Origin of the sequence: Clostridium sp. KNHs214, from assembly GCF_000744935.1 — a bacterium.
GTDB lineage: Bacteria > Bacillota > Clostridia > Clostridiales > Clostridiaceae > Haloimpatiens.
In genome coordinates this window covers 556770-569809 of record NZ_JQMW01000011.1, presented here as the reverse complement: position 1 = coordinate 569809, position 13040 = coordinate 556770, and the positions used below count along the sequence as shown (strand labels likewise).

10 protein-coding genes are annotated in these 13040 nt (G+C 30.2%); 8 read left to right on the top strand and 2 right to left on the bottom strand.

Annotated elements, in window-relative coordinates; translation table 11 throughout:
• Positions 1 to 58 precede the first annotated feature (58 nt).
• From CC89_RS11190 to lepB, 4 genes are all read left to right on the top strand, one after another.
• A complete protein-coding gene (locus CC89_RS11190; protein WP_035292173.1) occupies positions 59 to 697 on the top strand; it encodes a LysE family transporter in 639 nt (212 codons plus the stop codon).
• Between the two features lie 168 nt (positions 698 to 865).
• Positions 866 to 1438, top strand: coding sequence for a TetR/AcrR family transcriptional regulator (locus CC89_RS11185; protein ID WP_035292171.1), 573 nt, complete (start codon positions 866 to 868; stop codon positions 1436 to 1438).
• A gap of 95 nt (positions 1439 to 1533) precedes the next feature.
• Positions 1534 to 2193, top strand: a complete 660-nt coding sequence (locus tag CC89_RS11180; protein WP_035292169.1) for a hypothetical protein — start codon at positions 1534 to 1536, stop codon at positions 2191 to 2193.
• A 220-nt stretch (positions 2194 to 2413) separates the two neighbouring features.
• Positions 2414 to 2923 (top strand): signal peptidase I, encoded by a 510-nt coding sequence (gene lepB / locus CC89_RS11175; RefSeq protein ID WP_035292167.1) that lies wholly within the window; start codon positions 2414 to 2416, stop codon positions 2921 to 2923.
• 143 nt (positions 2924 to 3066) lie between these two features.
• Here lepB and CC89_RS11170 read toward each other — a convergent pair whose 3' ends face one another.
• Positions 3067 to 4863, bottom strand: a complete 1797-nt coding sequence (locus CC89_RS11170; RefSeq protein WP_035292166.1) for an acyl-CoA dehydratase activase — start codon at positions 4861 to 4863, stop codon at positions 3067 to 3069.
• Between the two features lie 11 nt (positions 4864 to 4874).
• Positions 4875 to 6143, bottom strand: a complete 1269-nt coding sequence (locus tag CC89_RS11165; protein ID WP_035292165.1) for a 2-hydroxyacyl-CoA dehydratase subunit D — start codon at positions 6141 to 6143, stop codon at positions 4875 to 4877.
• 594 nt (positions 6144 to 6737) lie between these two features.
• Between CC89_RS11165 and CC89_RS11160 the strand changes: the two genes are divergently transcribed.
• The 4 genes from CC89_RS11160 (at position 6738) to ftsH (ending at position 12870) form a co-directional block, all read left to right on the top strand.
• Positions 6738 to 8693 carry an OPT family oligopeptide transporter gene (locus CC89_RS11160; protein WP_035292164.1) on the top strand — a complete coding sequence of 652 codons (1956 nt, stop codon included), beginning with the start codon at positions 6738 to 6740 and terminating at the stop codon, positions 8691 to 8693.
• Between the two features lie 318 nt (positions 8694 to 9011).
• Positions 9012 to 9416 (top strand): PqqD family peptide modification chaperone, encoded by a 405-nt coding sequence (locus tag CC89_RS11155; protein ID WP_286161345.1) that lies wholly within the window; start codon positions 9012 to 9014, stop codon positions 9414 to 9416.
• A 20-nt stretch (positions 9417 to 9436) separates the two neighbouring features.
• The gene (pepV, locus tag CC89_RS11150; protein ID WP_035292163.1) at positions 9437 to 10828 is read left to right on the top strand and encodes a dipeptidase PepV; all 1392 of its coding nucleotides are present in this window, start codon (positions 9437 to 9439) and stop codon (positions 10826 to 10828) included.
• Between the two features lie 191 nt (positions 10829 to 11019).
• A complete protein-coding gene (gene ftsH, locus CC89_RS11145; protein ID WP_035292162.1) occupies positions 11020 to 12870 on the top strand; it encodes an ATP-dependent zinc metalloprotease FtsH in 1851 nt (616 codons plus the stop codon).
• Positions 12871 to 13040 lie beyond the last annotated feature (170 nt).

The following is a 13040-nucleotide window of genomic DNA, read 5'->3' as shown; positions in this document are numbered from 1 at the left end:
TTAGATGAAATGTTAGTGCATAATTAAAGTGCTAAGGACGAAATGGGGTTGAAATTTCATGATACTTATGTTGAAAGCATTAATAATTGGTATGTTTGTTGCAATACCAGTAGGTCCTTTAGGACTTTTAGCGGTACAAAGGACAATGAGTAAAGGTAGAAAAATGGGATTTCTATCAGGTGTTGGTGCAGCAGCATCAGATATGATTTACTCAACCAGCGCAGTGTTAGGAATGGGATATATTGAACTTTTTTTACAAAGGCATAAATGTTTAATTAATTGTGTGACAGGAGTTCTATTTTTAATAGTTGGGACAAGCATTGTAATGAAGCCTAAAAAACAAAAGGATGAGAAAAAGGTAAATGATAATAAGGCACTAGCAGATGAAGAATTAATTCATCCAGCTTTTACTCATTTTATTATGGGATTGTCCAATCCTATGACATTTTTAGTATTTATGGTGATATTTGCGAAAATGGGTATAGATTCTAGGGGAAATGGAATAGTAAAAAACATGTTATTTATTATCAATATTTTTATAGGTTCATGTCTTCTATGGTTAATTACTACTACCTTTATAAAATATTCGAAGAAAAGTGTCAAACCTAAAAATATTGCATTTGTAGAAAAGTTAATAGGGGTAATAATTATTTTATTTGGTGTTGGAAGCATATTAAAAGGCATATTAAAACTTTAGACTTCATACTAAATTTAATAAAGGTGAGTTCTTTTAGGCTTGAATAAAAGTTAATAAATAATTAAATAGTTAAGTTCAATTTTGTTAATTTAAAAATGTTGACAATAAAAATAATTTATGATAAATTTTAAATGAACATGGTTCAGCTAGGAATTTGAGGTGAGTATTTTGGCTAGAATAATTAAAAATCTAAGAGAAGTGATTTTAGATAAAGCTAGCAATATACTATATAATGAAGGATATTCTAAGTTAAGTATTAGAAGAGTTGCTAAGGAATGTGATATTGCTGTTGGAACTATATATAATTATTTTCCTACTAAAAAAGATCTTGTGGTAGAGATGATGACAAACTTTTGGAAAGAGTATTTTTTTGATATTGGAACTATACTGGAATCACAAGACGAATTTTATGAAAAGCTTAGAAGTATATTTAATTCACTTTCTAAATTTATAAAGAGATTTAAAGATGTGTGGTTAAAAAGTGAGATTTATTCAACTCCAGATTATATTGAAAGTGGTTTAAAAAGAGAGAATATATATATAGATAAATTAATATTAATTATAGAAGAGTTGCTTAAGGAAAAATTAAATAATCATATAATATATAGTAATGAAGCATTAGAACAATTGGATACAAAGAAAATAGCTAGCTTTATTGTTATGAACTTTATAACCATGGTGCAAATGCCACAGTTTCAATATGAATTTTTTGAAAGTATATTAAAAAAATTATTAAAATAATTGTTAATAAAATCATATCTGAATATACAAAGAAGATATGATTTTTATATGAATCAAAGTGAACATTGTTCATTTGAATGAGGGGGATTTTAATAATGAAGTATTTTGAATCAATTTTTAATGTGTTTTATTTGACATCAGTATTTTATATGTCTATTAAAACTATTTCAGCAGGTAAGAACAGCAAACTTGTGAAATTATTTGGTTTAATGGGGCTTACATTGGGATTGGGTGATTCATTTCACTTAATACCAAGAATATATGCTCTACTAACTACTGGATTGGAGGCAAACGCGGCTGCGCTAGGTGTAGGAAAATTTATAACATCTATTACAATGACTATATTTTATGTAATGCTTATGAGAATATGGGAAATAAGATTTAATATAAAGAATGACAAAGGACTTAGGATTTTCGCTGGCATATTAGTAATATGTAGAATAGTTCTTACCTTACTTCCAGAAAACCAATGGACTTTGAGGAAAGCTCCTGCTATTTGGGGAATATATAGGAATATACCTTTCACTATTCTTGGTGTATTAGTGGTTTATTTAATTTTAAAGGAAGCTAATAGACAAAAGGATGTTATATTTAAAAAGATTGGAATAGCAGTATTAATATCTTTTGCATGTTATATACCAGTAGTATTATATTCAAATACTTATAGTTTAGTTGGAATACTTATGATACCTAAAACACTTGCATATTTATGGATAGTGTATATTGGATATAAAGAAAAGAAAAATCTACAGTAAATCTAAAGGTCTTTAAGCAAATAAGGTGCTTGGGGGCCTTTTTTTATCTAATAAATAAGGTTTTATTTCCTTATAGGAATATATTAGAAATTATAGTGCATAATATTTTGTATGATGTTATAATTAGTTTTATAAAATATAATGGAATTGAATTTGTATTATATTATAATATGAATTTATTGGTGTGCTAAGAATCACTGACTTACAGGGGGTGTATTTTGTGAAAAGCTTTTTTAAGGAGTGGATTGTACCGGTTTTAGCGGCATTAGTACTGGCTTTTTTGATAAATAGGTTTGTATTTTTCTTTATATCTGTGCCTACAGAATCTATGTATCCTACAATAAAACCTGGAGATAAAATAGGTGTTACCAGGGTTTATAATAAGGAAAAACTGCAACGAGGTGATGTGGTAGTTTTTTATTCAAAAGAGCTTAAAGTCATGCTAATCAAGAGACTTGTAGGACTACCAGGAGATAAGATAGATGTAGGAGAAGATGGAACTGTATATTTAAATGGTGAAAAAAAATCAGAAACTTATGTAAAGAATCCAGGTGGAAAAGCAAATATTTCATTCCAAGTTCCTAAGGATAAATTCTTATTTATGGGAGATAATAGAGCAAATTCTTTAGATGCTCGTTATTGGAATAATAAATATATAGATAAAGATGATATTAAGGGAAAGGCTCACTTTATTATATTTCCATTTAGTAGGGTGGGAAAATTGAAATGATACAATAAAATGTAAATCAAAGAATTCCTATAGAGTTTCTATAGAATAGTGGCAAGGAAATCACATTTGTTTATGTGAGGTACCTTGCCACTTTTCCATATTTAATATAACATTAAGATATTTTGGAGAGTGGGTACTGGGGATTAGTGATTGCTAAAAAAAATTTCTTTAGCGAACAGAGCAGCTCCAAGGGCTCCAACTATTTGAGGCTCCTCTGGAACAAATATGTTTTGGTCAGTTAGAGCTTCAAGAGATTTTACTATCCCTATATTTTTAGCAACACCGCCAGTCATCATTATTTCACCAGATTTTTGAACCCTATTTACAAGAGAAAGAACTCTTGTAGATACAGATTTACATAGACCGTGAACTATGTTTGCTGTTTCTTGGTTTTCTGCTATTAAGGAAACCACCTCAGATTCTGCAAATACAGTGCACATGCTAGTTATAGTTAAATCTTTATTCCACTTTAGGTAATGAGAACCTATGTCCTCTATAGGTATGTCAAGTATCTTACACATGTTTTCTAGAAATCTGCCGGTGCCCGCAGCACATTTATCATTCATGGCAAAATCTTTTACATTTCCATTTTCATCTAGTTTTATTACTTTACTATCTTGACCACCTATATCGATAACAGTTCTAACATCCTTTTTTAAATGATGGACCCCTTTAGCATGGCAAGTTATTTCAGTTACAGCTTCCTGAGAAAAAGGAATGTTACCCCTACCATATCCTGTGGAAACAATGTATTTTAAATCTTCTTTACTTAGGTTACATTTATATAATGCCTCATTTAAGGACTTTTTCGCTCCGTCTATACTCTTAGGACCAGTTCTAACCACAGAATATGAAATTATATTTCCTTGGCAATCCACTATTACTACATTTGTAGAGGTGGAACCACTGTCTATGCCTGCGAAAAAAGCATTAGAATCTTTAGTACTTGCCATGAGTTCTTCAGTGGTTGTTATATTTTTCTTAATGGTTACTATGTGCTTTTTAGTATTTACTGTTTTTTCAATACCACCATTTATGTTTTGAAGTTTAAGGGACTCTGCAAAGGCTTCTAATCTTGTTTTAATTTGACCTTCACTTTGTATTAAGAAATCCGTATCTATTTTTAAAATAGGTATATCTATATTGTTTTTAAAATAGGTGTAGTCAAAGGAATAATAATCACAAAATTTTATTGTATGATAAATTATTCCTTTAATATTTTCTTTATTTTTCTCTATTAAATTATATCTTTCGTTTATATCACACATTCTCATGCAAGGGAATTGGTTTAATATATCCTTACAGTAATTCATTATCAATGTTTCTTGTGATAAGGTTAGTGATTCTTTTGAGGAAGTCAATGAGTTTTTTAAGGCTAATGTTTCATTTAAAATGGATTGATTATTTGTACAAGTTATATCAAAAATTGAATAACCTTTACTTTTAATAGTTTTTAGTAGATAATTCTCCAGTCTGGCTCCAGCTATCAGTAGAGTATTCTTAGGAATTTCTTTAAAGCTTTGAGTATTGATATTTTTTTCAGCATCCAAAGCCTTTAAAAAACATTCTATGGAAAAAGGTTTATGAAGGTGATTTTCTAAAGAAGATATAAATTTAAAAACTTCATTGTTAAAAAGTCTATAGGAATTATTATTAAGTTTTCTTGGCATATCAATTAAGTATACAAATTTAAATAAAGGATCATTCTTCATTATATCGTACAATCGTCTGATACTGTCGCAGCAGTTCACTAAAACAATTTTATCTATATTTTTTTCATAGCATTCTTCTATTACAGCTTTTACATAGGAACACATATTGTTATGGGTTAAATAATTGCATTTATTAAAAGTGTGTATTTGAGGATTCAATTTATATGTGTATTCACCAAAGCTTTGTATTATGTGAATAGGTGTATATTTGCATAAATATCCTATCATAAAATCACCCCCTAAAAATTTTGCCACATTTCTAAAAAGGCTTCTAGTCTAGTTTTTATCTGTCCAGAAGAACTATTTCGTCTATCTATTCCATCCCCATCTATAGAAATAAAAGGTATGTTTTCTTTCGCAAGAGCATTTTTTAAAAGTTGCACTCCGCCACTGGATTGTTTGCATCCCCATTGACAAAAGTTTATTACTCCATCTGCATTTAGAGATTTATACATTTCTAAAATATTATCAATTTTTCTTTGAAACATTCCGTTATATTGATTGTAAATCATTTTTTTACTTAAAGAAGCTAAAGGGTTTGATATATCCATTTCTTCCATATAGTCGAAGTTTAAGTCACAAGTTAATATTTGATAATCACTGCTAAAATTAAAATAATCCCTTAAAGTTTTGTGATAAAAGGGCAACAAGTGTACCCAAAAAATTCTCTTAGTATTTTTATCACAATTAGGTGAATTCTTTACGTCTTCTAAAAGCATTTCATAGAATTTTAAAGTTTCTTCCCTGCCTATGGACACATGGGAAGCAAAAAGCTTGTACATTTCCATTGTTAATGTATTGGGAAAATATTTATATTTTAATTCTTTATAATGCTCTTTTAAAAGTTTCTTACTTCTATTTTCCCTATCTATAATTTCTTTAAGTAATTCATAATTTAAAGGTTCTCCTAATAAATCTTCCATAAATTCAATTAATTCTTTAAGCTGATCTATTACATATATTTCTGCATCTTTAGAGTACTCATAGGGAATATCTATACTGTAAAATGGAATATTATATTTAGAAGCCGCATATCTAAATGTGTTTATATTGGCATCACATATTATGGAGGAAGCGGTGGAAAATAGGGGTTTAGGTAAAACTTTTGATTCAATTGCTCCTAAAAAGGCTTTATGGTAGCTGCAGAGGGTTTCTCCTAGGCCACTAGCCTCTTCTATATTTATAAAAGTTTCTTCACATTGAAGTCCAGAGAGAAAAGAAGAAAAACCTTCTACAAATAAAGGGTATACTTTCATAGCTTGTAGAATTTCTGTAGGTGCAAATAGATTTACAAAAGCAGATCTATTTGGATTTTTTAGAGGTTCTAATATATATTTTACACAGATAGTGTTTAAGTACTGAAGCGAAGGGGGTAAATTTTTATCAGGAAATAAACGAGTTCTTTTTTCCTCTAGAGTTAATCCAAATTTAATTAAACCTGAAGATAGATTAGGATTAGTTTGTACATTTTTTTTAATTATATTTCCGTAAAAGCTTATTATATCCAATTAAATCGCCCCTTTAGATTAGTATTCATAATATAAAAAAAGGGGGGGAGCCCCTTATTTAAAAATTTGAAAGAGAATTATACAAAACTCTTACAAAATATGAATAACTTCCATTTTATTTTACTATTAATTTTTTGAAATGTCAAAAAATTAATGTAATAGTTTGTATATTCAAATAATTGATTTAAATGTAATTTATGTATTATTTCCAATAATATGCTTGCTATAAAATTTATTTCTTTAAGCAAAATAAATATAAATATGATTAAAGGATAAAACTTAAGTAAGTACAATTTAGAGTATTTTTTATTTTAGAAAAATTTTAATTTGAATAAATAGTTTATAAAAATATTGGATACAAGAAAGACAAAAAAACAAAAATGTTTTGAAATAAAAGAAAAAACTAAAAAAATGACGAAAAAATTAATAAAATAAGTAGTATTTTCAATAATCGACTTATTTCGAGATTGATATTTTGTTAAATTTATGATATTATAAAATAGCTTAAGAACTAGAAATTTCAAGAATATTTCCAACTGATTATTAGTTCTAAAAGTGCTGAAAACAATTACCTAATAAGGGAGGATAAAAGAAATGGAACAAAAGAGAAAACTTTCTCACACTGCTTATGGTGGAATAAAAGGCGAAGATTATGTTCCTTTTGTACCTACTAGTGAAGCAATGCCAGAGACGACTTTAGTTTCTATAGCAATAGGTTGTATATTTGCAATCGTTTTTGCTGCGGCAAATGTTTACTTAGGTTTGCAGGTTGGACTTACAATAGCGGCAGGAATTCCAGCATCGATATTAGGTGCAGGTATGCTAAAAATAGTTTTTAAAAGAAACAATATTTTAGAAGCAAATATGATACAGTCTATAGCATCTATGGGAGAGTCTATAGCCGGGGGTATTATATTTACACTTCCAGCAATTATAATGTGGGGAATGAAATTAAGCCTTACAACTATAGTTGTATGTACATCTATAGGAGGACTTTTGGGTATACTATTTGTTGTCCCTTTTAGAAAATACTTGATAGTAGAACAACATGGGGAATTAGTGTTCCCAGAGGGAATGGCAGCATCAGAAGTTCTTGTTACAGGAATGGAAGGTGGATCAGGCTTTAAGACAGTTATGACTGGTTTACTAGGTGGAGGAGTATTTAAATTCTTCTCTAGTGGTTTAGCATTATGGAAAGAGGCACCAGAATGGACCATAGCACCAATGCAGAATACAATATTTGGGTTTAATGCTATGGCGTCAATAGCTGGTGTTGGATATATAGTTGGTATAGAAGTAGCTTTATACATGTTTGGTGGAGCACTAGTGGCTTGGTTTGGACTTATACCTTTAATAAAATACGTTGGAGCAGGACTTGCAGCGCCACTATTTCCATCAACAGAATTAATAGCAAATATGGATGCTTGGGCAATATGGAGTAAATATATTAGATATATAGGAGCTGGTGCTGTTGCAGCAGGGGGATTTATAAGTCTTGGCAGATCACTTCCTACTATAATAAAATCCTTTAAAACAGCTATGGCAGGAGTAGGCGGAGCACAAGATGAAAATGAAAATATTAAGAGAACAGATATAGATACACCGATGTCTTGGGTATTAGGTGGGGCAGTGTTAGTATTTTTATTATGCTGGTTATTGCCAATGCTAAGATTAGGCATTATTGGATCAATACTTGTAGTGTTATTCTCATTTTTCTTTGCAGTTGTGTCAGCTAGAATGGCTGGTATAATTGGAGTTTCAAATAACCCGGTATCTGGTATGACCATTGCTACATTGCTATTTGTAACAGCAGTGTTAAAAGCTACTGGATATACTGGAAATGCAGGAATGCTTGTAGCTATTACAGCTGGTGCTATAGTTTGTATAGGAATAGCAGTTGCTGGTGGAGCTGCTCAAAGTTTAAAGACAACTTATATAATAGGTGGAACACCAAAAAGAGTTGAGTGGGGTATGTATGCAGGAGTTGTTATATCATCTGCAGCAGCTGGTGGAGTATTATTAATGTTAAATGCTACTTATGGTATGGGAACAAAAGCAATACCAGCACCACAAGCTATGCTTATGTCTATGGTTGTTAAAGGAGTTATGACGGCACAGCTTCCATGGGCTCTAGTATTTGTTGGAGCTATAATAGGAATATTCTGTGCACTAGCAGATCTTCCAATACTTCCAGTGGCATTAGGTTTATACCTTCCAATACATTTAAGTGCAGCAGTATTGTTTGGTGGAATAATAAGAACTCTTGTAGATAAAAAGTTTAAAAATAACGAAGCACAAGGGAAAATTCAAACAGAAAGAGGAATTCTTCTTTCTTCAGGACTTGTGGCAGGAGATGCTCTTATGGGCATAGTTATAGCAGTGTTAACAGCTATAAAAGTTGGAGGAGTTACTATAGCATCAAGGATTATGGTGGGACCAAAGATTATACCTGCTTTTGCAGAAAGTTCATGGACAGCTTTAGTTGCATTCTTGATTTTAGGATTATGGATATATAGATTCTCATCTAAAGTAGAAGAAGTTGCTAAATAATATTATAATGTAAATAAAAGAGCTATTGGCTATAAGGTATAATATTATAGCCAATATGCTCTTTATAATTCATCCCGTAAAACCTCGTACTCTTGTGGCTAGGGCAAGTTTACAATCTTATAATTCGTAATATATAATTACATATGAAAAAATATTAATTCAATTTTTGTGGATATAAAATAAAAATATAAGATTTAAAATGAAGGATAAAACTTCAAAAGGAGTTTTTAAATATAATATTGAGGAAATTCCTTGCGAATTTCAATCTACATTCCGCGTTATATATTGAAGTTACAATCATAAGAGAGGGTATAAATTTTGAATAATAATAATATTATTAATGAAGATAAAAAATTAAATGATAATTTTTTGCTATATATTCCAATAAAAAAACATAAACATTGGGAAAAAAGAAATGGGAATATATATTTAATATTTTATCATAATAAGATAATTGAGAGGTTTTTAAGATGGCTTGTTAAAAAGCCTGCGGTCAGTGATATTAAGTTAGATAAACTTGGAACAATAGTATGGGAATCTATGGATGGTAATAATACTATATATGATATAGGAAAGATATTACTGAATATCTCTGAAATTAAAGCAGAATATAAAAATTTAAATGAAGAGGATTTCAAGGAAACTTGTCATCCTATTTATGAAAGGCTTATAATGTACATGAGATATTTAAATAAAAAAGGATGGATTTATTTTAAAAATTAAAATATATAGGGGGTAATACAGTGGAAATTAATAAAAGAATTGACCAAATGAAAGATGAACTTATAGCATCAACTCAAGAATTACTTAAAATTAAAAGTGTTGAAGGAAAAGCTAAACCAGGAATGCCCTTTGGAGAAGGCCCAGCAAAGGCTTTAGAATGTGCACTTAAAATAAGTGAAAAATTAGGATTTAAAACAGTTAACTTAGATAACTATGTAGGATATGCTGAGTATGGTGAAGGTGAAGATTATGTAGCTGTACTAGGACACTTAGATGTAGTTCCAGAAGGAGATGGCTGGATGTATCCTCCATATGCAGCTGAAATACATGATGGAAAAATGTATGCAAGAGGAACTTTAGATGATAAAGGACCTATAATGGCAGCGCTTTATGGATTAAAAGCTATAAAGGATGCAGGATTAAAATTAAATAAAAGAGTAAGAATAATTTATGGAACAAATGAAGAAACAGGAAGCAAGGAAATTGAACATTATTTAGAGAAGGAAAAAGCACCAGCGGCTGGATTTACCCCTGATGCTCAATATCCAATAATCAATGGCGAAAAGGGAATAACTATATTCAACATAGTTAAAGATTTAAATAACAAATCTACAGGAGATATAGTTATAAAGAACATAAAAGGTGGAAATGCTGCTAATATGGTTCCAGATAAATGTAGTGCTGAGCTTGTAGCTAAAGATACTGAGGCTATAATTAAATCTGTAGAAGAATTTGCTAAAAAAACAGGATATGAAATGACTGTAGAAGTTAATGGAAATAACGTAATAATTAAATCTATAGGTATGTCAGCTCATGGAAGTTTACCACACTTAGGAAAAAATGCTATAATGCAGTTATTTGCATTTCTTTCAACATTGGAATTCGATAAATGTGATGCAATAGATTTTGTAAGATTTATGAATGAAAATGTTGGTATGGAGACTCATGGAGAGTCTTTTGGAATATGCTTAGAAGACGAGGCATCAGGAAAACTTTCATTTAATGTAGGAGTAGTAGATATAACTGAAGAAAAAGCAATGATTACTTTAAATTTAAGATATCCAGTTACTAGCAAGCTAGAAGATATGATGAATCCGTTTAATACTAAAATAGAAGGTACTGGAATTAGAGTAGAAAACTTTGGTCATCAAGAGCCACTATACTTTGATCCAAATCATTCTTTAATAAAATCACTACAAAAGGTTTATGCTGAGCAAACTGGTGAAGAGGCTAAACTTATATCTATAGGTGGAGGTACTTATGCAAAAGAGATGCCTAATATAGTTGCATATGGACCTATATTCCCAGGAAAGCCTGATCTTGATCATCAACCAAATGAATATATAGAAATAGAAGATTTAATTTTAAATGCTAAAATATATGCTCATTCTATATATGAATTAGCAAAATAATGATAAAATAATTAAGGAGTCTATTCGGTTTGAATAGGCTCTTATTTTTATATTTTTCATATTATAAAGCTTGTTTAAAAAATATTAAAAAAAACTAAATACATAGTACATAATATTAGTTGAAAATACAATGAGTAAAAGGTAGAATAGTTTTAGACCGTTTTTAAAAGGGATAGTGTGAGGAGGAGAAAATGATAGATAAGAAAAAGAAATATATAATTGGATATATAATAGGGGCAATATTACTTATAACTATTGGCAATTATATCTTGGATTCTTTAAGAGTTCAAGAAATAGGGTATGATAAGCTATTAAAGTTAGCTAATGAAAATAAAATTGAGAGTGTGAGAATAAAATCAGACAGAATAATGATTGTTCCTAAAAAAGATAGCGGAATAAATAAAGAAATGCTTTATACTGGTAGGATACCAAATTCATCATTAGAAAATACTTTTTTAGAAACTATTGCCAAAAATAAAGACGTTAAATTTTTATCGCCAATTCAAAATAATAGTTTTATAATAGATTTTTTATTGTGGTGGATAGGGCCATTGTTTTTTATCTTCTTTATAGGAAAAATGCTTTTTGGAAGATTAGACAAGAAAATGGGTAATGGAGTTATGTCTTTTGGGAAGAATAATGCAAAGATATATGGAGAAGATGAAACGGGAGTTAATTTTTCGGATGTGGCAGGAGAAGATGAAGCTAAAGAATCTCTTATAGAAATAGTGGATTTTCTTCATAATACTGAAAAGTATACTAAAATAGGTGCAAGGCTTCCTAAAGGAGCACTATTAGTAGGGCCTCCAGGTACAGGAAAAACTTTACTTGCTAAAGCAGTAGCTGGGGAAGCAAAAGTTCCTTTCTTTTCAATGTCAGGTTCTGAATTTGTTGAGATGTTTGTAGGCATGGGAGCTGCTAGGGTTAGAGATTTATTTAAGCAAGCAGAAGAAAAAGCTCCTTGTATAATATTTATAGATGAAATTGATGCTATAGGAAAGAGTAGAGATAATTCTATATCCACTAATGATGAGAGGGAACAAACATTAAATCAGCTTTTAACTGAGATGGATGGTTTTGATTCATCAAAGGGAGTGGTTATATTAGGAGCTACCAATAGACCAGAAATATTGGATAAGGCTCTTTTAAGACCAGGAAGATTTGATAGAAGAGTTATTGTAGATAGACCAGATTTAAAAGGAAGGGAAGCTATTTTAAAAGTTCACACTAAAGATGTTAAAATTTCTTCTGAAGTAGATTTGAATGAAATAGCTAAATCTACCCCAGGAGCTGTAGGGGCAGATCTTGCTAATATGGTTAATGAAGCAGCTCTTTTAGCAGTTAAGAATGGAAGAGAAGAAGTTGCACAGGAAGATTTGCAGGAAGCTGTGGAAATAATAATAGCTGGAAAGGAAAAGAAAGATAGAATTTTATCTGACAAAGAAAAGAAAGCTGTGGCATTCCACGAAGTTGGTCATGCACTAGTGGCAGCTCTTCTAAAGAATACAGATCCAGTGCATAAGATAACTATAGTTCCAAGAACTATGGGAGCTTTAGGATACACTATGCAGCTTCCGGAGGAAGAAAAGTATTTAGTTTCAAAAGAAGAGATGCACGATGAAATAACAGTGCTTTTAGCAGGTAGATCAGCAGAAGAAATACAATTTAATATGGTATCTACTGGAGCATCTAATGATATAGAAAAAGCAACTCAAACTGCTAGAAATATGATAACTGTATATGGAATGAGCGAAAAATTCGACATGGTTGGATTAGAATCTCCAAGTAATAGATATCTTGATGGAAAACCAGTTCAAAATTGTAGTCAGCAAACAGCAACGCTTATTGATGAAGAGACTTTAAAAATAATAAAGGAAAGTCATGAAAGAGCTAAAAAACTTCTGCTTGAAAATAAGGAACTTTTAGAAAAAATAGCAGCAGTACTTCTAGAAAAGGAAACTTTGATGGGAGAAGAGTTCATGGGAATAATTAATGAATATATGGGAATAAGAAAAGATGAACAGGTAATTGTAAGTGAATAAAAAAGTATAAGAAAAATATTATAAACATAAAATGCGACTTTGTCGCATTTTTATTCTATAAATGTTTTTTATCACATATATTGTGAAAGTCAAAATTTATCCAAGGATGTACAGTTCTTATACATAGCATCAAGTAATTCTAATACTCAACGGAGTTTATTTATAAGAAA

What these genes read in the sequence shown, in the direction of transcription:
- ftsH (WP_035292162.1), top strand. Translation starts at nt 11,020, where the DNA reads ATGATAGATAAGAAAAAGAAATATATAATTGGATATATAATAGGGGCA.
- CC89_RS11170 (WP_035292166.1), bottom strand. Translation starts at nt 4,863, where the DNA reads ATGATAGGATATTTATGCAAATATACACCTATTCACATAATACAAAGC.
- CC89_RS11180 (WP_035292169.1), top strand. Translation starts at nt 1,534, where the DNA reads ATGAAGTATTTTGAATCAATTTTTAATGTGTTTTATTTGACATCAGTA.
- CC89_RS11190 (WP_035292173.1), top strand. Translation starts at nt 59, where the DNA reads ATGATACTTATGTTGAAAGCATTAATAATTGGTATGTTTGTTGCAATA.
- CC89_RS11160 (WP_035292164.1), top strand. Translation starts at nt 6,738, where the DNA reads ATGGAACAAAAGAGAAAACTTTCTCACACTGCTTATGGTGGAATAAAA.